We start from the raw sequence: 24312 nt of genomic DNA, 5'->3' as shown, positions 1-24312 counted from the left end.
TGACTCCTCGGTGGTGATGAGTGGGAAAGGTACGCATGGTGCCGGGCGGGTCAGCGGCACGGCCCCGCGTGGAAGGGAACGTCGGTGGGAGATGGGCCGGGTCGGGCGGAGCGCGGTCAGCCGGTGGGCGTGCCCAGGTTCTTCTCCTGGCCGATGCCCTCGGCTATCGCCGCGCACATCTGTCCCAGGGAGGCCCGGGCCCGGGTCGCCTCGATCAGCGCGGGAAGGATGTTGCCGCCCTCCTCGGCGACGATCCGCAGGCGTTTGAGCTCGGCGGGGCACTCCACGCGGGCGAAGGGGCGGCGGCGCCCGGGGACCACGCCGCTGGCCCGCTGGGCCTGGACGAGGGTGAGTTCCTCGTCGTCGCGTTCGGCGTCCGCGATGCCCACTTTGAGGCCGTCGTAGCGGTAGGCCATGTCCTCGATCTCCCGCTCCAGCCAGCCGGTGCGCAGGCTCGCCATCAGGCCGCCCTTCTCCTCGATCCGGTCCAGCCAGCCGAGGGCCTCGCGTTCGATGTCGTCCACGAGGGCCTCGATGGTGGCGGAGCCGCCCAGCACATCGACGTACCGGGCGAGGTCGGTCTCCTCCAGCAGGATCTGCTGGACCCGCAGACCGACCCGGGCGGCGAGCCGGCCGGGGGTCTGGAGCGCCTCGTCGAATCCGCAGACATGCAGGGACTGCACCCCGCCGAGGACCGCCGCGATGGCCTGGACCGTGGTGCGGGCGATGTTGTTGAGCGGTTCGGTGGCGGCCAGCGCGGAGCCGAAGGTGTTCACCTGGATCCGCATCCGCTGGGAGCGGGGGTTCTCGGCCTGGAACAGCTCCACCATGCGGCGGGCGTAGAGCCGGCGCGCCGCCCGGTACTTGGCGGCCTCGGCGAGGATCTCCAGATGGGCGCCGTAGATGAAGCTGAACTGGGGGGCGACCTCGTCGACGGTGTAGCCGCGGTCGATCATGCCCCGGGCGTACTGCTCCGCGTTGGCGATGCCGAGCGCCACTTCCAGGGGCCGGTCGGCGCCCGCCTCGCGGGCGTGGCCGCCGGAGATGGAGATGGGGTTGACCTTCGGCAGGTGCTGGACGCAGTGCTCGATCACATCGAGCGAGAAGCGGAAGCTCTGGTCGAGGTCGAAGACATACGCCTTGCGGGCCAGGTACTCCTTGAGCATCTCGTTCTGCAGGGTGCCGCGCAGGGCGGCCGGGTCGACGCCCGTCTCCTCGGCGACCACGATCCACATCGCCAGGAGGACGGGCGCGGTGGCGTTGATGGTCATGGAGACGGACACCTGGTCCAGCGGGATGCCCTCGAAGACCGCCGCCAGGTCGTCGACGGTGGCGATCGACACCCCGCACCGGCCGACCTCGGCCTCGGCCAGCACATGGTCCGGGTCCAGGCCCATCTGGGTGGGCAGGTCGAACGCCAGCGACAGGCCCGTCTCGCCCTGCTCCATGAGGTAGCGGAAGCGGGCGTTGGTGTCGTCCGGGTCGCCCAGTCCGGCGAGCTGGCGGATGGTCCACGGTTTGCTGGTGTATCCGGTCGGGTGGATACCCGCGTCGTAGGGGAACTGTCCCGGTGCGGCCACGGAGGGGCTCCTTGTCAGTGCTGGGGATGGGTCGGCCACGGCGGGCGGGGGGCCTTCCGGGCGGCCTCGGTGATCAGCCGGAGCAGCCCCGCCCGCGCCTCCTCGTCCCGGAGGTAGAAGTGGCCGCCGGGCAGCGTGCGCAGCTCGAACGGGCCGGTGGTCCGGGGCCGCCAGTGGCCGAGCAGTTCCCCGGGGATGTCCTGGTCGCCGCCGACCACCCACAGCGGAAGCTCCGGTTCGGGTCCCGGCCGGTGCCGGTAGGTCTCGAACATCGCGAAGTCGGCCCGGTAGTAGGGCATGACGAGTTCCACCAGGGCCGGGTCGGCGGCGAGTTCCGGCGGCAGTCCGCCGTACCGCCGCTGGATGACGTCGAACAGGTCCTTGTCGGACAGGTCGTGGACGAACGGTCCGCTACGGGGCCGGTCGGGCGCGGGGCACGCCGAGGCCACCAGGAACTCGGGGCCCGGCAGCCCCCGTGCCGCCAGGGCGCGGGTGGTCTCGTACGCGGCGAGGGCGCCCAGGCTGTGCCCGAAGAACGCGAACGGCGGGACGAACGCGGTGGCGGCCAGCAGACCGTCGACCAGTTCCGTGAGCGTGGTGAGCGGCCGCTCGGCGATCCGGGAGCCGCGCCCGGGGGCCTGCACTCCCCAGACCTCGATCTCCTCCAGCGACTCCGACCAGCGCAGGTACTCCCCCGGTGATCCCCCGCTGTGCGGAAAGCAGTAGAGGCGCAGCGGCGCGTCGGGGCGGGGGACGCGGCGGATCAGCCAGCGTCCGGTGGTGCCGTGGGGGGCGGCTGGGTTGGTCATCGGCCGACGCTCCTCACACCGTGGGGGCGCGGGGCGCGCGCGTACGGGGTGGTGCGCGGCGCCCACAGCGCCGACGGGGAAGGGCTCCGTCGCGCTCCGTCGCGCAGGGCGGGCCGGCCGCGGCCGGGGTCGTGCTCGAACATCACGGTCCTTGGGTCTCAGGAGGCGGCGGTGCGTCGTTCCGCCACGATGTGGGCGAGGGCGGCCGGGGTCGGGGCCAGGAAGAGGTCCTTCGGGGTGACCTCCACGCCGAACGTCCGCCCGGCCCAGGCCGCGAGCCGGGCGGCGATCAGCGAGTCGCCGCCGAGGTCGAAGAAGTTGTCGTGCGCGTCGATCGAGGGCAGGCCGAGTCCGTCGCGGAAGGCATCGGCGATGCGGTGCAGCGGATCGTCGTGCGCACGGTCCGGGGCGGTCCCGTGCGGTGTGCCGTTCTGGGCGGCGGTCCCGTGCGGCGCGGTGGCGGCGGGAGCCGGGGTGTCGGTCCCGTGCGGCACGGTGGCGGCGGGAGCCGGGGTGTCGGCGGGGGCCGGGGCGGCGGTCCCGTGCGGCGCCCCAGCCCCGGTGGTGGGCGCCGGCCCACCACCGGGGACGCGGAAGCGCTGGTGGTCGTACGGGTAGACCGGCAGCCTGGCCCTGCGGCGCGGGCCGTGGTGCACGCTCCCCCACTCCGGGGTGGTGCCCGCGGCCCATACCCGGCCCACGGCCTGGAGCAGGGTCGGGTACGCGCCGGTGTCGTCCCCGGGGTGCGGCAGGGAGTGCGCCACGGGGTGCGCGGGCCCGACGGCGGGGTGCTGCCGGGCGAGGGTGCTCAGCGTCCGGCTCGGGCCGACCTCCAGCAGCGGGCCGCCCGCCCCGGCGACCAGGGTCTCCAGGGCGTCGCCGAAGCGGACCGTACGGCGCAGATGGGCCGACCAGTACGCGGGGTCGGTGAGTTCGTCCGTATCGGCCCAGGTGCCCGTCAGATCGGAGACGAAGGGCACGGTGAGCTTCCCGAAGGGCGTCCGGGCCACCAGTTCCCCGTACCGCTCCATGATGGGTTCGACGAGTTCGGAGTGGGCGGCCATGGGGACGCGCAGCAGCCGGGAGCCGATGGACCGGGCGGTCAGCTCGGCGGCGAAGGCGTCGATCAGCTCGGCCCGGCCGGAGACCACACACCGGCGTGGTCCGTTGACCGCGGCGACCGACAGGCCGGGCGGCAGCAGCGACAGCACCTCGGACTCGGGCAGTTCGAGGGCGAGCATGGTGCCGGTGGGCAGTGCCTGGAGCAGTCGGCCGCGTTCGACCACCAGATGGAGGGCGTCGGGCAGGGTGAAGAGGTCCGCGACGGTGGCGGCGACATACGCGCCCAGGCTGTGTCCGACGACGGCCCGGGGCCGTATCCCCCAGGACTCCCAGAGCGCGGCGAGCGCGTAGCCGACCGCGAAGATCGCGGGCTGGCCGACGGCGGTGGTGCCCAGCGCGCGTTCGGCCGCGGCCCGGTCGGCGCCGCGCTCCTCGGGGAAGAGGACATCGCGCAGATCGAGCCCGAGACCGGGCGCGGCCAGCTCGCAGCACTCGTCGAAGACCCGGCGGAAGACGGGTTCGCGCGCGTACAGCTCCCCGCCCATGCCGAGGTGCTGGTTGCCCTGGCCGGGGAAGAGGAAGGCCGGGGCCGGGCCGGTGGCGGTGGACGGGCCGTCGATGAGCCGGCCCGGGGTGCGCTCGGTGAGCACACGCGCCGCGTCGGCGGTGTCGTGGGCGACGAGGAAGCGCCGCAGCGGGTGGGCGGCCCGCCCGGTCTGGAGGGTCCAGGCCACATCGGCGAGCGGGGTGCCGGGCTCGTCGGTGAGGCGGGCGGCGAGCCGGGTGGTGGCCCGGTCCAGCGCGGTCGGTGTCCTGGCGGAGAGGACCAGCAGCCGGGGCGCGGGTCCGGCGGGCGCCGCCACCGGTTCCGCCACCGGTTCCGCCACCGGTTCTGGCGCCTGCTCCGGCGCCTGCTCCGATGCCTGCTCCGGTGCCTGTTCCAGGACGACATGGGCGTTGGTGCCGCCCACACCGAAGGCGCTGACTCCGGCCCGCCGGGGGCTGCCCGGGGTCTCCCACGGGGTGCGCTCGGTGACCACCCGGAACGGGCTCGTCGCCCAGTCGATCTCCGGGTTGGGCACCTCGAAGTTGAGGCTGGGCGGAAGAACGCCGTGCTCGACGGCCAGCACGGCCTTGATCAGGCTGGTGACACCGGCGGCGGCGTCGGTGTGGCCGATGTTGGTCTTCACCGAGCCGATCCGGCAGAAGCCGACGTCGTCGGTGTCGGCACGGAAGGCGCGGGTCAGCGCGGCGACCTCGATGGGGTCGCCGAGCGGGGTGCCCGTGCCGTGCGCCTCGACATAGGTGATGGAGCGGGCGTCGACATCGGCGACCAGCTGCGCGGACCGTACGGTACGGGCCTGTCCGTCCACACTGGGCGCGGTGAAGCCGACGGAGTCCCCGCCGTCGTTGTGGACGGCGGTGCCCCGGATCACCGCGCGGACGGTGTCACCGTCCGCGAGGGCGTCGGCCAGCGGCTTGAGCACCACCAGGGCGGCGGCACTGCCGCCGACCGTGCCCCGGCCGCGGGCGTCGAAGGCCCGCACCACACCGTCGGCGGTGACGATCCCGCCGTCGACGTACGAGCCGCGCGGCGGATCCACATGGACGGCGGCGCCCCCCGCGAGGGCCATGCCCGCCTCGCCCGCCAACAGCGCCTGGCAGGCCAGGTGCACGGCGACCAGCGAGGTGGAACAGGCGCTCTGGACGGTGACCACGGGCCCGCGCAGCCGCAGCCGCTGAGCGACCCGGGTGGTGAGGAAGTCGGGTGCGGTGCCGAGGTGGATCTGCCAGTCGTCGACGAAGGGGAGCTGGTCGCGCCGCGCCTCGACGGCGGCACGGTGGCGGGTGGTGCCGCCGCCCGCGAAGAGACCGATCTCCCCGCGATGGGACAGCGGGTCGTACCCGGCGTCCTCCAGCGCGTGCTGCGCCACTTCGAGGAAGACCCGCTGCTGCGGGTCCATGACCAGCGCCTCGCGGGGCGGGAAGCCGAAGAACTCCGCGTCGAAGAGGTCCGCGTCGGCCAGCGTCCCGTACGCCGCCGTATGCCGGGGCACGGCGCCGTCCCCGCCGTCACCGGGCTCGTCCAGCACGGTGATCGCGCCGCGCCCCGCGCAGAGCAGGTCCCAGAACGCGTCGACGTCCGGGGCGCCGGGGAAGCGCCCGGCCATCCCGATGACCGCGATGTACGGGGTGTCCTCCGGCTCGCCGTCCAAGGATCGTGCCGTGGGTGCTATGTCGGTCATACGGAGTCCTCTCCCGCCTGGGTGATGCCATCCCGCCCGCTCGTGACGGAGTCCCCCGCCGCCTGGGTGATGCCGTCCCCGCCGGTCGCGGCCGAGTCCCCCGCCGCCTGGCTGAAACCGTCCCGGCCGGTCCTGCGGGCGCGGCCGCGGCGGAGCCGGGACACTCCCTCGCGGCGGCGGGCCGCCACGGGGGCGGACTCCTCCGGCGGCGGCGCGCCCGCGCCGTCCCCGCGCTCCAGGAAGGCGGCCAGGGCCCTCGGCGTGGCGTGTTCGAACAGGGACATGAGGGGGATGTCGCGGCCGAGTTCACCGCTGAGGCGGCGCTGGGCGTCGGCCAGCAGCAACGAGTGCCCGCCGAGGTCGAAGAATCCGTCGTCCACCCCGACCCGTTCCAGGTTCAGCACCTCCTGCCACACCACCGTGACGAGCTTCTCCAGCTCCGTACGGGGTTCCCCGCCCGCGGCGGGACGCGGTCGGTCGGGGGCGGGCAGCGCGGCACGGTCCACCTTGCCGCGGCTGGTGAGCGGCAGTTCGTCGAGCACGACATAGCTCTGCGGCACCAGATAGCCGGGCAGGGCCTGGGCCACCGCCCGCGCGATCCGGTCGACGGCGGCGCCGTCGGTCCGGTCGCGCAGCACCAGGTAGCCGACGAGCCGACGGCCGGGGGTGCCCTCGGCGCCGTACACACCGACATGCGCGGTGACCACGTCGGGCTGGGCGACCAGGGCGGCGGCACTCTCGCCTGGTTCGATGCGGTGCCCCCGTATCTTCACCTGGTCGTCGGCGCGGCCGTGGAACTCCAGGGCGCCGTCGGCGCGCCGCCGGACCAGATCGCCGGTGCGGTAGAGCCGGGCTCCCGGCCGCGTGGCGCCGGGATCGGCGACGAACCGTTCGGCGGTCAGCCCGGGTCGGCCGAGATAGCCGCGGGCCACCCCGGGTCCGCCGAGGTACAGCTCGCCGGTCTCGCCGGGGGCGACCGGCCGCAGCTCCGGGCCGAGGACATGGGCCCGGGTGCCCGCCGCCGGGGTCCCGATCGACGGCGGCCCGCCGCCCGTACCACCCGTACCGCCCGGACGGACCGGTCCCGCCGTCGCCACCACCGTGTTCTCGGTCGGGCCGTAGTTGTTGACCAGGGCATACGGTGTGCCGGGGCCGGGCCGGGCATGCAGCCGGTCACCACCGGTCCGCACCAGCCGCAGCGATGTCCCGTCCGCCGGCCACTCCCGCTCCAGCAGTCGCTCGGCGAGGGGGGTGGGCAGGAAGGCCACGGTGACACCGCTGCCGTGGAACCAGTCCCGGAGCGCCCCCGGGGCGAGCAGGGTGGCCGCGTCGGGGACATGCAGAGCGGCCCCGGCGGCGAGCGGTGGCCACATCTCCCAGACCGAGGCGTCGAATCCGGGCGACGCCACGAGGGAACACCGGTCCGCCGCCGTCAGCCCGCCGCTCTCCCGGTCCCAGGCGACGAGATTGGCCAGCGACCGGTGCTCGACCATCACGCCCTTGGGGGCGCCGGTCGATCCGGACGTGTGGATGACATAGGCCAGGGTGTCGGGTCCGGGGTCGCGGCCGGGGTCGTGATCGGGCCCCGGCCGTCCGAGCGCCTCGGCCACCACCACGGCGGCGGTCCGGCCGCCGCCGAGCACCCCGGCGAGCTCCGCGGAGGTCAGCACCGTCCCGACGCCCGCCGCATCCAAGGTCTGACGGAGCCGGGCGGGCGGATGGGCGGGGTCGAGCGGCAGATAGGCCGCCCCGGTCTTGAGCACGCCGAGCGCCGCGGTGACCAGTTCGGCGCCCCGGGGCAGGCAGACGCCGACCAGGGTCTCGGGCCCGGCGCCCCGCGCGGACAGCTGGTGCGCGATCCGGTTCGCGCCACGGTTCATCTCGCCGTAGGTGAGGACCCGGGTGTCCTGTACGACGGCGGGCGCCTCCGGCTGGGCGGCCGCCCGTTCCGCGACCAGTACCGGTACGGACCGGTTCCGGTCGGCGGCCGGGGTGCGGCGGTCCGAAGTCACTGAGCACTCCTCGATCTGCTGGGTTCTGCTGGGCTGTGCTGGGCTGTGGTCCAGATGCGGGCCGGGCGGGGTGGCGCCCGTCCGGTGGGCCGAGTCGGGTCGGGTGGCAGGCGCCTCCCCGTGTGGACGGGAACCTCCGGTACGGACCGGAACCTCCCGTACCCGGCGCGACCGCGCGGCGGAGGCGCCCCGTACCGGCGGCGGCGCGGTGCGGGAGCGCCTCCCCGGCCGAGCGCCACGCGGGCACCGGGCAGGCTCCGGGCGGAGCTGCCCGCCGCGTCCCGTCAGGCGGCGCCGAGGTGTGCCAGCGCGGTGATCCGGCGCTCGCCGATCTCCGCGCGCCTGGCCGGGTCGCTCACCCCGGAGCCCGGGTCGGTGGCCAGACAGCGGACGGCGATCTTGCCGTTGTGGCCGTTGGTCTGGACGAGGCGCGACGCCTCACCGACCTCGTCGAGCGGGAAGCTCTGGGACAGCGCGGGCTGGACGGCGCCCTGGGTGATCAGACGGTTGGTCTCCCACTGCTCCTGGAGGTTGGCGCCATGGCTGCCGATGATCCGCTTCAGCCGCATCCACAGGTAGCGGTTGTCGAACTCGTGCAGATAGCCGGTGCTCGATCCGCAGGTGACGACGGTGCCGCCGCGCCGGACGACGAACACGGAGACCCCGAAGGTCGCCCGTCCCACATGCTCGAAGACGATATGGGGATCCTCGCCGACCGCCTGCCGGATGAGCTTGCCGAGCCTCTTGCCCGCCACCGCGGGGTCGGCGGGTTCGCTGCCGGTCAGCCCGATCTCCTCCCGGTTGATCACCACATGGCAGCCGAGGGCGCGGGCCCGGGCGGCCTTCTCCTCGGAGCTGACCACGCCGACCGCGATGCCCCCGCCGTTGCGGACGAACTGCGAGGCGTACGCGCCGAGACCACCGGCGGCGCCCCAGATCAGAACGACGTCGCCCTGCTTGAAGCGGGCGCCCCGGTCACTGACCAGCATCCGGTACGCGGTACCGGCGCACAGAGGGTTGACGGCCGCCTCCTCCCAGGTCAGGTGGGGCGCCTTCGGCAGCAGTTGGTCGGCGCGGACGACGGTGTAGTGCGCCAGCCCGCCGAAGTTGGTCTCGAACCCCCAGGCGCGCTGCTCCGAGCCCATCATGCCGTCGTGGTGGGTGGCCGGTTCCTCGGAGTCGACATGGGCGGTGCCCACCACGACCTGGTCGCCCACATGCCAGCGGCGGACGCCGTACCCGGTACGGACGATGACACCGGAGGCGTCCGAGCCGAGGACGTGGTGCGGCAGGTCGTGCCGGGCCGCCCAGCGGTCCTGTTTGCCGTAGTGCTTGAGGAACGCGAACGTCGGTACGGGTTCGAACGTCGCCGACCACACGGTGTTGTAGTTGATGCTGCTCGCCATGACCGCCACCAGGACCTCGTCCGGGGCGAGTTCGGGCATCGGGACGCTGCCCACGTGGATCGACTTGCGGACGTCCTTGTCGGCCACGCCACGGAACAGATCGGTGTCGGCGGCGCGGATGTGCGCCGCGGTGTACGCGTCCGGGACCGGAAGTCGCTCCAGCTCCGACGCCGGTGCTCCCGCGACGACCGCGGCGGCGAGTGCGTCCATGGTGTTCCTCCTGTACGGGTCAGCGGTGGGTGGTGTCGCGGCCGTCCGGGCCGCTGATGATCTCGATACGGCCGGGGACGTCGTGCCCGGCGAGGCGCTCGCGCAGGAACTCGCGTACGGAGGCGGTGGTCAGCCCCCCGGTGGCACCGTCCGGCGCCGCCGGGTGGACCCGGGCCACGGCGACCGGCCCCCGGGGGGTCGACAGCATCTCCACGGTCGCCCGCAGCACTCCGGGATGCGCGCCCAGCACCCGTTCGACCAGCGGCGCGTCGATCAGGCCGAGATGGCGCACCCAGCGGCGGCCACGGGGGCCGAGGTACTCGACCACGCCGTCCGCGGTGATCCGGCCGATCCCGACGGCGCCGTCGGTACGGGCGGTGCGGTCGGTACTGGCGGTACGGGTGGTACTGGCGGCGGCGGCCGGTCCGGCCGGTGCGTGGACGAGGATCCCGGGGACCCCGGCGGCCAGCCGCCGACCGTCGGCGTCGCGGACCGTCAGCTCCACCCCGGGGGCCGGGGTGACGCGCGGCGGGAGGACCGGGTCACCGGCCGGGGTGACCCAGCCGACGACGGTGTCGCCGTCGAGCAGCCGCGCGCCGGTCGTCCGGCCGGGAAGCGCGCCCGGAGCCGTACCCGGCGCGGGCGGGACCGTACCCGGCGCGCCCGCAGCCGTACCCCGCGCGGGCGGGGCCGCCGGGAGCCGGAAGTCGCGGAGCCGGGCGTCGGGCCGGTCGGCCAGCGCCTCGACGGCGCGCCGGAAGTGGTCGGTGAACGCCGCTCCCTCCCGGGGGCCGGTGGTCTCGGTGCGGTAGTCGAGCCGGGCCCGGCAGTCGGGCCACTGGGCCCGCAGATGCAGGGTCCGCTCGAAGGTGCTGGAGGTGTTCCGGCTGAAGAACTCCCACTCCGCCTTCAGCCCCGGGACATCGAGCCGGAGCCCTTGCGGGGCGCGGGGGAAGGAGACACCGAGCTGGGTCATCACCCGGCGGGCGCTGCGGTCCGTCAGCCCCTTGGTGAGGTCCTGGAACGGCACCCGGCGGAACCGCCGGAGCCGGTCCACGGCCGCGGCGGCGGCCGTGATCAGCTCATGGCCGGTGTGCTCGGGCGCCATGTCGAGGAGGGTGGGCACGACATTGATCTGGACGCCCGCGACGGCCCGGCTGTGCTCGTCGCTCACATCCGCGGCGACGGCGAGGGGGATGAGCCGGTTGCCGTACGCGGAGAGCTGGAGCGCGAGGGCGGCGACCAGGGTGGTGAAGGTGGTCGTGCCATGCCGCCGGGCCAGTTCACGCAAGCGCAGGACATGCTCGCGCCCCAGTTCGGCCGGGGCGGTGCAGTCGACGCGCCGGGCGACGGGGGTGAGGGTGCCGGGGAGGGCGAGCGGCTCGCCCAGGCGGGGCAGGGCGGCCTCCCAGCTCGCCGTCGCCTCGGCGGTGATCTCGGCGGACGCCGGGGGCGCCTCGGCCGACGGCAGCGGCGCGATGTCCGCCAGCACACCCGCCAGCGCCCGGTTGAGGTACTCCGTGAAGTCCTGGGCGACGACGAACTTGCTGCGCCCGTCGAACCCGGCGTGGTGCACCGCGAGGACGAGGGAGCGGCGCGCGCCGTCATGGGTGAGGAGGGCGAACCGGATCGGGGCCTCGGTCGCCAGGTCCCAGCGGCGCGGACGCTCGTGCTCCGCCACCCACTCCTCGATGGTCCGCCGCTCGGCGCCCTCGGGACAGGGCGCGGCGAAGGTCCCGAAGACGAAGGCGTCCGCGGCGGGCAGGACGAACTGGCGGACCGTGCCGTCCTCGGTGAGCCGCAGCACGGACCGCAGCGGCTCATGCCGCCGCAGCACGCCCAGGGCCGCCGCGCGCAGTTCGGACGGGGTGACCTCGCCGGTGAGGGTGACGGCGAGATAGCCGCTGTTGCTGATGGCGTCGGCCGCCTGTTCCTCGTTCCACAGCGCGAGCTGGGCCGGGGACGGCGGGGCACCGGCTGACGCGGTCATCCGCTCGTTCTCCCTTCCACGGGAACGGCGGTACGGGTGGTCCGGCGCTCGCGCAGCTCCTGGGTGATCAGCGCCGCGACCGCGTCCCGGTCCGTCTTCCCGCTGGGCGTACGGGGCAGCGCGGACACCCCGGTCAGGCTCAGCGGTACGGAGACGGCGGGCAGGGTCTCGCGCAGCGCCGCGAGGACGGCGGCGGTGTCCGGCAGCCCCGTGCCGGGGGCGGTGACCACGGCGGCCCGCAGGCCCCGGACGCCGCTGGCGCTCTCCACGACGACGGTGGCGGCGGCGTCGATGCCGGGCTGGGCCAGCAACTGGGCGTCGACCTCCAGCAGGTTGACGCGGATGCCGCGGATCTTCACATCGTCGTCGATGCGGTTGAGGAACCAGACCTCGCCGTCGACGAGCCGGACGAGGTCGCCGGTGTGGAAGACCCGGGTGTGTCCGCGCGGGGTGGGGTCGGTGGGGCGGAAGCGCCGCTCGGTCAGCTCGGGCCGGTGCAGATAGCCGGGTGAGACGGGCCGTCCGGCGACGAGCAGCTCACCGACGGCCGGGTCGTCCGGGGACTCGGGGTCCACCAGGACCTCGCAGCCCGGCAGGGGGACGCCGATCGGCGGCAGGTCGGGCCAGTCGGCGGGCGGCCCGGTCAGGATGTGGGAGGTCACCATGGCGGACTCGCTCTGTCCGTAGTGGTTGACCAGCCGGCAGCCGGGGAGCCGTTCGAAGAAGCGGCGGATCTGCGTGGTGCACACCATCTGCTCGCCCGCGACGTTGACCTCGGTGAGCCGCAGCCCGTCCAGACCGTCACGGGCGGCGGCGACGACCGCGAGCATCTGCATGGCGACGTACGGCAGGAAGAGCCGCTCGACCCGGTGGTCCACCAGCCACTGGAGCAGTTCGTCGGGGGTGCGGCGCAGCCGCTCGGGGACGACCACGACGGTGCCGCCACCGCGCAGGGTGCCGAGGATCTCCTGGAAGGAGACATCGAAGTTGAGCGGCGCGAACTGAGCCGTCCGCAGGTCGGGGCGGGGCGAGTGCGCCGCCTGCCACTCGGCCATGGCGTCCAGGCAGGAGTGGGTGACCGTGACGCCCTTGGGCCAGCCGGTGGAACCCGAGGTGTAGATGATGTAGACGGGCAGTTCGGGGCGGCACGGCAGGGGACGCGGCGCCGGGTCGCCGCCGCTCCGGTCCCCCGCGGGGTCACCGCTCCCGCCCGGTGCCGGATCACCGCTCCCGCCCGGCTCCGGGACGCGCAGCCGGGGCACATCGGCGTCGAAGCCGGGCTCGCCGCCGCAGTACAGCAGGAGCCTGGCCGCGCTGTCGGTGACCATGTGCTCCAGCCGCTTGGCCGGGTACTCGGGGTCCAGCGGCACATAGGTGGCCCCGGCCATCGCGATCCCGAGCAGGGCGGCGATGACCTCGGCGCCGCGCGGTCCGGTCACGGCCACCGGCTCACCGGGGCGCACGCCCTGGCGGCCGAGGAGGTCGGCGACGCTCCCCGCCCACTCCAGCAGGGCCGCGTAGGTCAGGCTGCGGTCGCCGTCCTCGACGGCGACGGCCTCCGGCCGTTCGGTGGCCGTCGTGGTGAGGGCGTCGAGGAAGCAGAGCGGATCGATGGATCCGCCCCACACCGAGGGTCGTTCGGCGCTCACGCGGCATCTCCCTCCAGGGCGACGGCCAGCTCGGCCACGGTCGGGTGGTCGAAGATCAGCCGGATGGGCGTCTCGCGACCGGTGTGCTTGCGGATGCCGACCGAGATGGACGTGGCCGCCATGGAGTCACCGCCGAGGTCGAAGAAGTTCTCGTCGGGCCCGATGGCCTCCATGCCGAGCGTCTCCTCCCAGAGGGTGGTGAGGAATCCGCGCAGGTCGTCGTGGGGTGCGGTGGACGCACTCATGGGCAGGGGTTCTCCGCTTCGTCGTTCCAGTCCAGGGACTTCAGGGGGGTGTCGGGGGCGGCCGACCAGGCGGTCACCAGGTCCACGAACATCTCGGCGAGCGCGTCCGCCGCGTCGGCCTCGAACAGGTCCGCCGAGACGAGCAGGGTGCCGTGGCTCTCGCCCCGGCGGTGTTCGAGGTGGAGTTCCACCTCGAACCGGGTCGTCACGGGCGGCACGCGCCACTCCGTGACCTCGGCTCCCGCCAGCGCGGGCAGCGGTGCCGGGGGGTGCAGGTCGAAGCCCGCGGAGGCGAGCGGGATCCGGTGCGGCCGGCGCGGCACCCGGCTCAGCGCGACCACCCGCTCATACGGCACGGGGTTCTCGGCGGCACTCAGACAGGTCTCCCGGGTCCGCGCCAGCAGGTCGTGCAGCGTGTCCGTACCGGAGCAGCGCAGGCGCAGCGGGACGACGTCGACGAGGAAGCCGATCAGGTCCGCGTCGGAGTCCGTACCGGAGCGTCCGGACGCGGGGGTGGCGACCACGGCCTCGTCGGTGTCGGCGCAGACGCACAGCAGGGCGGCGTAGGCGGCGAGCAGGGTGACGAAGGCGGTGCTGCGGTGGTGCCGCATCAGGGCGCTCAGCCGGGTGACGGTCTCCGGGGGCAGGGTGAGACCGGCGGCGTGTGCCCGGCCGGTGGACCGCTCCCCCGGCGGGATGTCATGCGGGAGGTCCAGCGTCGGGGCGACGTTGGCCAGCGCGCTCTCCCAGTGGGCGAGGGCGGCCGGGGTGGCTCCGGGGGCGGCCGACTGCCGCCGGGTGAACTCCAGATGGCTCGGCGCCGGGTCGAGTACGGGCTCCGTGCCCTCGCGGTACGCCTGGTACGCCAGGGCGAGTTCGCGCCAGAAGACGCGCATCGACCAGCCGTCGAAGGCGATGTGGTGGACGGTCAGCAGCAGCAGGTGGTCCCGGTCGCCGAGGGGCAGTGCCTCGAACCGCAGCACCGGGCCGCCGACCAGGTCGAAGGGGCGGGCACGGCTCGTGCCGATCCAGGTGTCGATGTCGGCGTCCGTGCCGCCGACGGCGGTCGCCGGGACGACGGTGAACACCTCGGGCACCGCGTCGCCGACCACCTGTTCCAGCCCCGCCCCGGTCTCCCGGTAGGTGGTGCGCAGGGCGTCATGGCGCCGGACGACGGCGTCGACCGAGCGGCGCAGCGCGCCGAGGTCGAGCTCGCCGTGGACGCGCAGGGCGCGCTGGATGACATAGGCGGGGCTGTCGGGGGCGAGTTTCCGGCTGAACCACAGGCGCCGCTGGCCGGAGGAGGGGGGTGCGATCACAGCCGCGCCGGTGGGGGGCGGGGGCGTCGTCACGACCGGTCCTCCCCCGCGCGCAGCCAGCTCTCGCTCACGGCGTCATGGCGGGGCCCGGGGCCGTCGAGGAGGGCGTCGATCTCGCCCCAGAGTCCGGCCAGCCGGTGCCGGGCGGCGGCACAGTGGATATCGGCCAGGTCCTGGGTGTCGCCACTACCGGTCTCGCTCTGGTGCGCGGTGCGGCCCAGGGTGAGGCTGACGGTGAGGAGTTCCTCGATGACGGTGCCGAGGGTGGCGAGCAGGCGCTCGTGGGCGAACGCCGAGGTCAGGTCGGGGTGGCGGGCGGCGACCCGGCCGAGCGCCGTGTGCAGCCGGTGGGCCTGGCGGGCGGCGTCGTGCGCGTGGTCCCGGTTCCGTGGCGACAGATACCGCTCGACGGCGGGCGGCGGCCCGGCGGCGGGATCCGGCGCGGTGCCGCTCGGGTCGTGCCCGTCCGGCGCGGAACCATCGGGTACGGGACCATCCGGCGCGGGCCCGTCGGCGGGCGCGGGCGCGGGTACGAAGTAGGTGAGGGCGAAACCCGCCAGCCTGCTGCGCATCAGCGACTCGGCGCCACCGGCGATCCGCAGCCCGCGCGCGTCCCGGTACAGCCGCTCCAGCGGCGACGGCGTGGTCCCGCGCCCGGCCTTGCTGGCGGCCGTCTCGTACCCCTCGCCCGCCACCACGGTCATGGCCGCGTCCATCGTGCGCCAGGCCAGTACGGAGGCGATGCTCTTGGCGGCGAACTGTTCGTAGATCGCGTTGGCCGACGGGTCCCCCGGATCCACCAGCGTGCCGTACGCGACGACGCTCTCCATGGCGTGGAGGTCCGCGAGGGCGGTGGCGAGGGTGCGCCGGATCTCGTCGTGCTCGCCGAGCGGCCTGCCGTCGACGGTACGGCGGCGGACGAACTCCCGTACGTACTCCAGGGCCTGCCGGGTCAGGGCCAGCGCGGGCGCGGCGGTGACATGCAGCCGCCCTTGCGCGAGGGGGAAGAGCTGCCGTCCGGCGCGCCAGCGCTCCGGGTCCTCCTCGGCGAGCACCCGCTCGGCGGGCACCCGTACGCCGTCGAGGGTGAGGGTGGTGAGGGTGACGCCCTTGAGCCCCATGAGGGTGTGGCGGGCGCCGTGGCGCAGTCCGGGGGTCCGGGTGTCGACGAAGAAGAGCCGGGTGCGGCCGACGCCGTCCTCCTGGACCGTGGCGGTGACGGTGAGGAGGTCCGCGAGGTCGCCGTTGCCGGTGTAGAGCTTCGTTCCGCTGAGCAGATACGCGGTTCCGTCGTCGGTGGGCACGGCGGTGGCCGCCCGTCCCCAGTTGGCGGCCCCGGCGGGCTCGGCGTCGGCGGCGCCGGTGAGCGCGCCGCGCGACAGCTGGTCGGCGAGGAACTCCCGCAACGGGCCGTCGGCGAGCAGCGGCAGGTACTGGGGCGCGCCGAGCCCGTTGTGGAAGGCGAGCGTCATGCCGAGGGCCGGGGACCAGCGGGCCGCGGTCTCGATGACCCGCAGGACGCCCCGGGCGTCAAGCCCGAGTCCCCCGTACTCCGCGGCCACGGCGAGATGCAGCAGCCCGTCGGCGCGCAGCTTGTCCAGCAGACCGGCGGGCAGTTCGGCGGAGCCGTCGATCTCCTCGGGGTCCCCGTAGCCGTCGAGCAGCCGTGAGAGCCGCTCGGCCGCCTGGCGGGCCGGCTCCTCGTCGCCGGCGGGGCGCCGCAGCACGGAGGCGATGAGCGTCCAGTCGATCCGGCCGGTGAGGAGCTCCTCGTAGAGACTCGGCACCCCCGGGACGCTCATGGGATTCCGGGCTGGCGCGCTCATGCGTTGGACCTCCGTGCGGTCGTACGTGGTACCGGTGGGCGGGCGGGTGGGGCGTTCGAGGGCTTCCGGCTGGATCAGGCTGGTCAGGAGCGGGGGCTGGGGGCGCCTCCGTACCGTGGGGCACACGGCTGAGGGGTGGGGCCGGGGAACACGCTCCCCGCGAGACGCGACGCGAGCCCGGCGGGACCCGGCGCGATCCCGGCCCGGGGCCCTGACCGGGCCCCGCGCGAGGTCCTACGCCTCCGGGGCGGCGCCGAGGCCGAATCCGCGCATCATCGTGGCGAGCGAGCGATGGCAGCCCTCGTCGCTCTCCTCGAAGCGCTGGATGACCCGCTCCTGGATCGCGGGCGACTTCTCCTGGCTGAGTTTGAACATCGAGTCGACCCGCTCGACCTGGAGGTAGAAGGCACCGACTCCATGGACGATGGTGCGGAAGTACTCCAGCGACGACTCGACGTCCCACTTGTCGCCGAAGGTCTCCTCCAGCGTGCGGGCGGTCTGGGCCACGATCCCCAGCGTCTCCTCGGTGTCATCGACCAGCCGGATCCGTCCGTTGACGTGTACGGAGGTGAAGTCCCAGGTGGGAGAGGCCGGGTTGGTCTCGTAGACGGCGGGGGTGACATACCCGTAGGGGCCGTGGAAGAGCAGCCGCGCGGGCGCGCCGTCCACCAGGGAGGCCCAGTGCGGGTTGGACCGGTTCATATGGCCGATGAGTTCCACGCCGACGAGCGAGCCGGTGTCCTTCCGCTCCTCCTCGGGGAGGATCACCGGCACATGCGTGGCCAGCGGGGTCAGCGGACCGTTGGACGCGAGGGTGGCGAGCGGGTAGCCACGGATGATTCTGCGCGGCCAGGTGTGGTCGGCCACCTGGTAGACATCGGGGACAAACATGCTGTTCTCCTGTGTCCGGACGGTGCGGAGAGAGCTGGACAGGGCAGCCCGGCGGGGCGCGCCGCCGTGGGAGCGCGCCGGGCCCGGTGCGGAGCGAACGGCTCGGGCCTGCCGGATGGATCGGGCTGGTCCGGGCTGGGCTCGGCTGGTCTCAGGGAAGGGTGACCAGTTCGGTCAGCACGCCGTGACAGTCCTTGGGGTGCAGGAACGTCACCCGTGACCCACGGGATCCGGTCCCGGGCGGGTCGAAGAGGACCCGTATCCCGGCACGGCCCAGTTCCCCGGCCGCGGCGTCGACGTCATCGGTGCCGAAGGCGATGTGGTGGACGCCCGGGCCGCGTTCGGCCAGCCAGCGGGAGACGGCCGAGTCCTCGTGCAGCGGTGTCAGCAGTTGCAGACAGGAGAGGGCGCCGTCGTCGGTGCCGTTGACCCGCAGGATCGCCTCGCGGACACCCTGGCTCTCGATGTCCTCGGTGTGGATCAGCTCGAAGCCGAAGGTGTCGGTGTAGAACGCGACGGTGGCGTCCAGGTCATGGCAGACGATGCCGATGTGGTCGATCCGGGTGAAGGCCATGGCGTCAGACCACCGGGGGACGGGCGGGCGCCGCGGACCCGGCGCGGCCGCGGACGAGGGAGTCGACGATCTCCCCGGACCGTACGGCGACGTTGGACAGGAGGCTGGAGGACAGGCCGTGCGAGTGCTCGGTGCCGCCCTGGAGGTAGACACCGCAGCGCAGGCTCTCCTCCCCGGCGACCCGGTAGTCCCGCATGACCTGGAGGCGCCCGTGTTCGTCCTGCTTGCAGGAGGAGGCCAGCTCCCCGAGCAGCCGCACCGGATCGGCGGGACGGTAGCCGGTGGCGCAGACCACCGCGTCCGCGTGCAGGGTGGTCGTCTCCCGGGTCGGCAGGAACTCGACGTCCACCCGCACACCGTCCGGGCCGGCCTCGGCCGCGGTGATCCGGGAGGTGTTCCGGATGTGCAGCCGACGGCGGCCGGTCACGTTCTCCAGGTACAGCCGACGGTAGAGGTCCTCGATGAGGTCGATGTCGACCACGCCGTAGTTGGTGTTGGCGTGGTACCCGTAGAGGGCCCGCTTGACGTCGTCGGAGGCGTCGAAGTGGTGGTCCACGGCCTGGGGGTCGAAGATCCGGTTGGTGAACGCGCTGTCGTCGGAGACGCTGTAGCCGTAGCGGGAGAACACGGCGTGCACATCGGCGGAGGGGAACTCGCGGTGCAGGTACTCCACGGCCTCCGCCCCGCTCTGCCCGGCGCCGACCACGACGAAGCTGCGCGGTGACGGTTCAGCGAATCGTTCCGCCTCCATCAGCAGGCTGGAGCTGTGCCAGACCCGCTCGGACGGCGGCAGCACCTCCGGCGTCGACGGTTCGAGACCGATCGCGATGACGATGTTCCGGGTGCGCTGGACGAAGGTCTGGGCGCCCTGCCGCACCACGACATCGAGGAGCTCGGTGGCGCCGTCCCGGACCACGGGTCGCACCTCGACCACTTCGCAGCCGTAGTCGACCACATGCCGGAAACGCTCGGCGACCCACTCCAGATAGTCGTGGAACTCGATCCGCAGCGGAAAGAACGACCTGGCGTTGATGAAATCCGCGAGTCGGTCTTTGTCCTGGAGATAAGCGAGGAACCCATAGGGGCTCACCGCGTTCCGCATCGTCACCAGGTCCTTGAGGAAGGATACCTGCATCGTGGCACCCTCAATGAGCATCCCGCGATGCCAGCCGAATGACGGCTGTTTCTCAAAGAAGGCGGCGGTCAACACCTGCTCTGGGGAGGTCTTCTGATTGAACTCTTCGATGGCGATGGCAAGCGCCAGATTAGACGGCCCCAGACCGATGCCCACAACATCAACTACTGACTCTTCAGAACGCAGCAATGCTGCCATTCCGATTCCCCCCGTCAGGTAAATCGGCTCAATAAATCAGACACTTGACCGGCGCTTGAGGCCGACTATACCCACACGCCAATCTCGGTGTCGCAATCATTTCCAGCCATGCCCACGTCATATGCGATGGTCACAGTACGTAAGAGGTCTGGACCTCTTCCTTGCGAGCGATTTCTGTGCCATAGGAGGCCACTGGAGCGATGAGGCATAGACGTTCGCGTAACTGAGCGTCACATCACGTTTCTACCGACGGGTACAAGCCTGCAGGTTCAGCCATGCCTTCGACTGGCCGAATCCCTTACCCAAGGGTGGCGACTGGGCGAGTTCAAGCCGACGCTTGGAAAGTCGCTCACCGGGGGGTTACAGTCCGGTGCAGCCTGCATGGGTCAGCGGATCACGCATGCCCAACGGGATCGATCCAGCTCTGCCCTTTCAAGCGAAAGCTCGACCCGACACCTTCCATTCACCGCAGAGTCCGGGGGATAAAATGTGCGGAACCGTGGGCCTGTTCCTGGGCTGCCAAGCAGTCACCTTCTGCCCCAAGCGGCTTCGCTCCGAAATGCCGTCGCCAACGGCCGGGGAATTGACTGCCGAACCGTATCGGAGCCCATTCCGTTCATGGTACGAACGGGCCGGCGTACGAAGAGCGCCGCGCCGCATGGTCGACGGTGACGACAGCAGCGTCACATCGTTCTTCCCGGCCACACTGGTGCCCATCGCGCGACACCCGCTCGTGGGCGGCCTGCGGCCGGACCTCTACGAGCAGGTACTCGTCCAGCACCTCTACCGGTATCTGGACTTCACCGCCAAGCTCGAATACCTCGTGGTGAACCGTGCCGCCCTGGGCATCGCGCACGGCTCCGTCGATCTGGATCTTCCCGAGGAGATGCGGCTCGACGCCCTCAAGATCTACTGCGATGAGGCGTACCACACGCTGATGTCCGTGGACCTGCTCCAGCAGATCGTCGCCCGCACCGGGATCGAACCCCAACTGCCGGAGGAGCCCTACTTCCTGCACCGGCTGGCCACGCTGCGCGAGTCCGTGGACGCGCCGCTGCGACCACTGCTCGACCTGCTCTTCGTCATCGTCTCCGAGACGCTGATCTCAGGAAATCTCTCCGCGATACCCCGGGAGGACGACCTCCTCCCCGCCGTACGGGACACCATTCGCGACCACGCGACCGACGAGGGCCGCCACCACACCTACTTCGCGATCTTCCTGCGCCATCTCTGGGGCCAGCTCGACGAGCGCACCCGCCGCTGGGCGGCCCTGCGGGTGCCGCAGCTCATCCATATCTTCCTCGCCCCCGACACTCCGTCGATCCGGGCGGAACTCCGGGGGTACGGGCTGAGCCGGGACGAATCGGAGCAGGTCCTGGCCGAGGTCTTCGGCGGCGACACCGTACGGCAGTACACCCGGTCGTCGGCGCAGCAGACCGTCCGCCACTTCGCCGCACTGGGCATCATGGACGATCCGGAGATCAGGGAAGCCTTCGAGCGCGAGGGGTTCGACACCGACCTCGCCGCCACGGAGGTCCGGGCGGTCTGACGCCCTCCGGCCGCTCATGGGCCGTGCCGCACGCCCCGGCACCGCATGCCCGGCATCACGCGCTACGGCACCGCGCCCCCGGACTCGCACGCCCCCGGCACCGCGTGTCCCGGACTCGCCGGGCCGACCAAGGTGCCCGTGCCCGTACTCCCTCGCTTCCCACAGCCGCAACGGCGGTGGGCCCGCGCTGTCCAAGCCACGGGCCCACGACGTCTGCACCGCACCGCCGAGCCGATCGGCGGGCGGCGCCGATCGCTCACGCTGACGCGGCGGCCGATCACTTCCCCAGCGCGGCGGCCTTGGCCTCACGCTGGGCGAACACGCGCTCGCGCTGGTCCTCCATCTCCTTGAGGACCGTGCGGCGCTGTCGGCTGGAGAGCCGGTCGAGATAGAGGATCCCGTTGAGGTGGTCGGTCTCGTGCTGGAGGCAGCGCGCGAAGTAGCCGGTTCCCTCGATGACCAGGGGATCGCCATTCTTGTCCACGCCATGGACCACCGTACGGGCCCCCCGCGCCAGTTCGTGGCCCGCGCCCGGGACGGAGAGGCAGCCCTCGGCCTGCTCGATGAGACGGCGGTCGTCACCCGAGGGCTCCTCCACCACCGGATTGCAGATGTGGCCCACGTGGCGCACACCGTCCTCGTCGTAGCAGTCGTAGACGAACAGCCGCAGGTTCACATCCACCTGGTTGGCGGCCAGGCCCGCTCCGTCGGCGACGTTCATGGTGAGGAACATGTCGTCGATAAGCGCCGAGAGTTCCGCCGTCCCGAACTCCACGACATCGGCGCACGGCTTGTGCAGGATCTCCTCGCCCACGACCGTGATCCGGCGCACCTGACCATCCAGGGCCCCGGGCGACAGCTCCGGATAGGAGTCGACGGGCTCGCCCTGGACTCGGACCCGCTGGTCGACGGAGGCACGAGCACGGTTTTCTGACATGGGAGTTGAGGCCCCTTTCACGAGCTTCAAGAACGTCACGGGTGTCGGACGTCACGAGGGGGGGAGGGGGGTCAGCCCACAAGTGGCGTATCCCGCCAACGACTTGACACCATATTTGCAAAGCCACACGATGACAAGATGACCGAGGAATCGCAGGGCGGTGTCGGCCACGGGGAGCGACAGGAGCCCGTGGAGCACCCGATACGCACGGCCCTTCTCCTGCTGCTGCGCGACACCGGGACGCTGACGGCCAACGAGGCATCCCGGCAGCTCGGCCGGAGTTCCGGACTGTGCTCCTTCCATCTGCGCCGTCTCGCGCACTCGGGCGCCATCGAGGAGATCCCCCATGAGGGCCGGGCGCGCCCCTGGCGTCTCACCGAGGCCGGGCGCCGGCTGACGGAGGCGGCCGGAGCGCCGGGTCCCGTACCGCGACCGGCGTCGCCCCCGCGCCGCCCCGATCCCTTCGCCTCCCTCAACCGGGGCCTGGAGGACGAGAGTTACCAGCGCTGGCTCGATCTCCGGGCCCAGGCGCCGGCCGCCTGGCGGGACCGGGACGAGGCCTTCAGCTCGATCCTCTATCTCTCGCCGGAGGAACTGGAGGAGGTCTCCGCGCAGATCCGCGCCCTGCTGCGCGCCTACCAGCACCGGGAGTGGCTGCCGGAGCACCGTCCCCCCGGGGCGGCACCCGTCGCGATCATCAGCCGGCTCTTCCCGGTCCTGCCGCCGACGGAGCGAGGCACGCCGGAGCGGCACGACAGCTGACGCCTCCCCGGAACCCGGTTCGGCCCCGGACTCCCGTCGGCCACGGTCGCCGCTCGACAGCGATCGTGGCCGGCGGTGAGCACCGTCGACCGATCTCACTTTGCAAAGCCTTGGCGGTCACTTCGACGGGCCGCGCGCTCCCCCTCCGTCCGCCGCGACCCCGCCCCGGTACGACGGCCCACCGCGCCCTCCCGCACCGAACACCCCCACCGAACTCCGTCGTCACACCCCCCTCACCCCCTCCGAAAGAGAAGGCATGTCTGCGACCGACTCCGATTCCGCTGATTCCGCTGATACCGCCGATACCGCGAAACGCCGCCCACCCCTCACAGCGGCCCTGGCACTCTTCGGAGCCGCTTTCCTCGCCATGCTCGACCTGTCGATCAGCATGGTCGCGCTCCCCGCCATCCGTGACGATCTGCACTCCTCGCTCTCGGGACTGCAGTGGACCGTCGACGCCTACACGCTCTGCTTCGCCGGTCTCCTCCTCACCGGTGGACTGATCTCCGACCGGCTCGGCCACCGAGTGGGCCTGCTGAGCAGCCTCACCTTGTTCACGGTGGGCTCGGTGGTCTGCGCCATCGCTCCCGACACCGGGACCCTGATCGCGGGCCGGGCCGTGCAGGGCGCGGGTGCGGCGATGCTGGTCCCCAGCAGCATGGCGCTGATCGCCACGCTCTACCCGGGCGCCAAGGAGCGGGCGAAGATGCTGGGGCTGTGGAGCGCGCTGTCGGGTGTCGCCATCGCCCTCGGCCCCGTCCTGGGCGGCGTGCTGGTGGATCTCGTCAGCTGGCGGGCCATCTTCGCCATCAACCTGCCGCTGGGCATCGTGGCGTTCCTCTTCGCCGCCTCCTCGATCCCGAAGGTCGCGCGACGGCTGACGGCCAGGCTCGATGTGCCGGGAGTCGTCCTCGGCATCGTCTGGTCCTTCGCGCTCGCCTTCGCCATCATCGAGGGCGCCGTCGAGGGCTGGGGCTCGCCGCTCATCGTCGGCGGATTCGTGCTCGCCGGGGTGTCCCTGATCGCCTTCCTCCTGGTCGAGCGCGGCAAGGAACACGCGATGCTGCCCCTGGGCCTGTTCCGCTCCCGGGGCTTCACCTCCGCCAGCGTCATCGCCTTCGCGCTCGGATTCTCCCTCTCCACCGCCTTCTATCTGCTCTCCCTCCACCTCCAGCAGGTGCTGGGCTACTCGGCGCTGAAGGCCGGGTTCGGCTTCCTCCCGGCGGCCGTCGCCATGGCTCTGACCGCGCCCGTCGGCGGGCGGCTCGCGGGGAAGTACGGGGCGCGACCGGCCACGGTGCTGGGCGTGCTCATCGGCATGGTCGGCCTGTTCTCGATGTCGTTCGTCGGCCCTGACACCCCGTTCCCGATGATCGCCTGGATGCTGCTGCTCATCGGCTGCGGACTGGGCATGGCCCTGCCGCCGAACAACCACGCCGCCCTGAGCGCGGTGCCGCCCGAGCGGGTCGGCAGCGCCTCGGGCACGGTGCAGACGATGATGCAGTTCGGCACGGTCGTCGGCATCGCCGTGCTCGGCGCCATCCAGGCGTCCGTCTTCCGTGGCGACCTGCTGGACCGGCTGACCGGGGACGGCGTCGGCGACGCGCTCGCCCGTACCGCCGTCGACGCGCTCGCCTCGGGCCGTTCCGAGGCCGTTCCGGGGTTCTCCGTGGAGGCGCTGGCGAGCGCCACGGCGGAGGCGTTCGCCGCGGGACTGAGCTGGGCCTGGACGGTGGCGGCGGCGATGGCCCTCGTGGCCGCGGTGGCCGCGCTGCTGATCTCCCCCCGGGCCAGGCCGGCCGCCGAGACCTCGGCGGACGAGCCGAGGTCCGACGTCGGCGTCCTCTGATCGACACGGCCGACACGGCCGACAGGCCCGGACCCGGCCCGCACACCACCAGGAGTGCGGGCC

17 protein-coding genes are annotated in these 24312 nt (G+C 72.7%); 3 read left to right on the top strand and 14 right to left on the bottom strand.

Annotated elements, in window-relative coordinates; genetic code table 11:
• Positions 1 to 116 precede the first annotated feature (116 nt).
• From ACFVIM_RS12145 to ACFVIM_RS12085, 13 genes are all read right to left on the bottom strand, one after another.
• On the bottom strand, positions 117 to 1580 hold the full coding sequence (locus ACFVIM_RS12145) for a methylmalonyl-CoA mutase family protein (RefSeq protein ID WP_384300598.1): 1464 nt from the start codon (positions 1578 to 1580) through the stop codon (positions 117 to 119).
• Between the two features lie 14 nt (positions 1581 to 1594).
• Positions 1595 to 2389, bottom strand: a complete 795-nt coding sequence (locus tag ACFVIM_RS12140; protein ID WP_384300597.1) for a thioesterase II family protein — start codon at positions 2387 to 2389, stop codon at positions 1595 to 1597.
• A gap of 158 nt (positions 2390 to 2547) precedes the next feature.
• Positions 2548 to 5697 (bottom strand): type I polyketide synthase, encoded by a 3150-nt coding sequence (locus ACFVIM_RS12135; protein ID WP_384300596.1) that lies wholly within the window; start codon positions 5695 to 5697, stop codon positions 2548 to 2550.
• A complete protein-coding gene (locus ACFVIM_RS12130; protein ID WP_384300595.1) occupies positions 5694 to 7709 on the bottom strand; it encodes an amino acid adenylation domain-containing protein in 2016 nt (671 codons plus the stop codon). The genes ACFVIM_RS12135 and ACFVIM_RS12130 overlap by 4 nt, the downstream gene beginning before the upstream one ends.
• Positions 7710 to 7993: 284 nt before the next feature.
• On the bottom strand, positions 7994 to 9325 hold the full coding sequence (ccrA, locus tag ACFVIM_RS12125) for a crotonyl-CoA carboxylase/reductase (RefSeq protein WP_384300594.1): 1332 nt from the start codon (positions 9323 to 9325) through the stop codon (positions 7994 to 7996).
• A gap of 19 nt (positions 9326 to 9344) precedes the next feature.
• The gene (locus tag ACFVIM_RS12120) at positions 9345 to 11315 is read right to left on the bottom strand and encodes a condensation domain-containing protein (protein WP_384300593.1); all 1971 of its coding nucleotides are present in this window, start codon (positions 11313 to 11315) and stop codon (positions 9345 to 9347) included.
• Positions 11312 to 12964, bottom strand: a complete 1653-nt coding sequence (locus ACFVIM_RS12115) for an AMP-binding protein (protein WP_384300592.1) — start codon at positions 12962 to 12964, stop codon at positions 11312 to 11314. Before ACFVIM_RS12115 ends, ACFVIM_RS12120 begins: the two co-directional genes overlap by 4 nt.
• On the bottom strand, positions 12961 to 13209 hold the full coding sequence (locus tag ACFVIM_RS12110; RefSeq protein WP_384300591.1) for a phosphopantetheine-binding protein: 249 nt from the start codon (positions 13207 to 13209) through the stop codon (positions 12961 to 12963). Before ACFVIM_RS12110 ends, ACFVIM_RS12115 begins: the two co-directional genes overlap by 4 nt.
• A complete protein-coding gene (locus tag ACFVIM_RS12105) occupies positions 13206 to 14561 on the bottom strand; it encodes a condensation domain-containing protein (protein WP_384300590.1) in 1356 nt (451 codons plus the stop codon). Before ACFVIM_RS12105 ends, ACFVIM_RS12110 begins: the two co-directional genes overlap by 4 nt.
• Complete coding sequence (locus ACFVIM_RS12100) at positions 14558 to 16354, bottom strand: acyl-CoA dehydrogenase family protein (protein ID WP_384300589.1); 1797 nt, start codon at positions 16352 to 16354, stop codon at positions 14558 to 14560. The genes ACFVIM_RS12105 and ACFVIM_RS12100 overlap by 4 nt, the downstream gene beginning before the upstream one ends.
• Positions 16355 to 16588: 234 nt before the next feature.
• Positions 16589 to 17245, bottom strand: coding sequence for an FMN-binding negative transcriptional regulator (locus ACFVIM_RS12095; RefSeq protein WP_384300588.1), 657 nt, complete (start codon positions 17243 to 17245; stop codon positions 16589 to 16591).
• A 151-nt stretch (positions 17246 to 17396) separates the two neighbouring features.
• Positions 17397 to 17819 (bottom strand): methylmalonyl-CoA epimerase, encoded by a 423-nt coding sequence (gene mce, locus ACFVIM_RS12090; protein WP_384300587.1) that lies wholly within the window; start codon positions 17817 to 17819, stop codon positions 17397 to 17399.
• Positions 17820 to 17823: 4 nt separating this feature from the next.
• Positions 17824 to 19152, bottom strand: a complete 1329-nt coding sequence (locus ACFVIM_RS12085) for a lysine N(6)-hydroxylase/L-ornithine N(5)-oxygenase family protein (RefSeq protein WP_384300586.1) — start codon at positions 19150 to 19152, stop codon at positions 17824 to 17826.
• A 658-nt stretch (positions 19153 to 19810) separates the two neighbouring features.
• On the opposite strand from ACFVIM_RS12085, the gene ACFVIM_RS12080 reads away from it, so the two are divergent.
• A complete protein-coding gene (locus ACFVIM_RS12080; RefSeq protein WP_384300585.1) occupies positions 19811 to 20701 on the top strand; it encodes a diiron oxygenase in 891 nt (296 codons plus the stop codon).
• A 277-nt stretch (positions 20702 to 20978) separates the two neighbouring features.
• Here the strand turns inward: ACFVIM_RS12080 and def are convergent, their stop codons facing one another.
• Positions 20979 to 21638 (bottom strand): peptide deformylase, encoded by a 660-nt coding sequence (gene def / locus ACFVIM_RS12075; RefSeq protein WP_384300584.1) that lies wholly within the window; start codon positions 21636 to 21638, stop codon positions 20979 to 20981.
• A gap of 138 nt (positions 21639 to 21776) precedes the next feature.
• On the opposite strand from def, the gene ACFVIM_RS12070 reads away from it, so the two are divergent.
• Together ACFVIM_RS12070 and ACFVIM_RS12065 are read left to right on the top strand one after the other, a co-directional pair.
• Entirely contained in the window at positions 21777 to 22400 is a 624-nt protein-coding gene (locus ACFVIM_RS12070; RefSeq protein ID WP_384300583.1) for a winged helix-turn-helix domain-containing protein, read from the top strand.
• 256 nt (positions 22401 to 22656) lie between these two features.
• Entirely contained in the window at positions 22657 to 24249 is a 1593-nt protein-coding gene (locus ACFVIM_RS12065) for an MFS transporter (RefSeq protein WP_384300582.1), read from the top strand.
• The last annotated feature ends 63 nt before the right edge of the window (positions 24250 to 24312 follow it).

The sequence above is a fragment of the Streptomyces sp. NPDC057638 genome (assembly GCF_042800315.1).
Lineage (GTDB): Bacteria > Actinomycetota > Actinomycetes > Streptomycetales > Streptomycetaceae > Streptomyces.
The sequence above is the reverse complement of the archived record's forward strand: the minus strand, read 5'-3'. Positions and strand labels throughout refer to the sequence as shown.

Coding starts and splice junctions, on each gene's coding strand:
- ACFVIM_RS12100 (WP_384300589.1), bottom strand. CDS start 16,354: ATGAGCGCGCCAGCCCGGAATCCCATGAGCGTCCCGGGGGTGCCGAGT.
- ACFVIM_RS12070 (WP_384300583.1), top strand. CDS start 21,777: ATGACCGAGGAATCGCAGGGCGGTGTCGGCCACGGGGAGCGACAGGAG.
- ACFVIM_RS12080 (WP_384300585.1), top strand. CDS start 19,811: ATGGTCGACGGTGACGACAGCAGCGTCACATCGTTCTTCCCGGCCACA.
- ACFVIM_RS12140 (WP_384300597.1), bottom strand. CDS start 2,389: ATGACCAACCCAGCCGCCCCCCACGGCACCACCGGACGCTGGCTGATC.
- ACFVIM_RS12135 (WP_384300596.1), bottom strand. CDS start 5,697: ATGACCGACATAGCACCCACGGCACGATCCTTGGACGGCGAGCCGGAG.
- ACFVIM_RS12065 (WP_384300582.1), top strand. CDS start 22,657: ATGTCTGCGACCGACTCCGATTCCGCTGATTCCGCTGATACCGCCGAT.
- ACFVIM_RS12110 (WP_384300591.1), bottom strand. CDS start 13,209: ATGAGTGCGTCCACCGCACCCCACGACGACCTGCGCGGATTCCTCACC.
- ACFVIM_RS12120 (WP_384300593.1), bottom strand. CDS start 11,315: ATGACCGCGTCAGCCGGTGCCCCGCCGTCCCCGGCCCAGCTCGCGCTG.
- mce (WP_384300587.1), bottom strand. CDS start 17,819: ATGGCCTTCACCCGGATCGACCACATCGGCATCGTCTGCCATGACCTG.
- ACFVIM_RS12095 (WP_384300588.1), bottom strand. CDS start 17,245: ATGTTTGTCCCCGATGTCTACCAGGTGGCCGACCACACCTGGCCGCGC.
- ACFVIM_RS12085 (WP_384300586.1), bottom strand. CDS start 19,152: ATGGCAGCATTGCTGCGTTCTGAAGAGTCAGTAGTTGATGTTGTGGGC.
- ccrA (WP_384300594.1), bottom strand. CDS start 9,325: ATGGACGCACTCGCCGCCGCGGTCGTCGCGGGAGCACCGGCGTCGGAG.
- def (WP_384300584.1), bottom strand. CDS start 21,638: ATGTCAGAAAACCGTGCTCGTGCCTCCGTCGACCAGCGGGTCCGAGTC.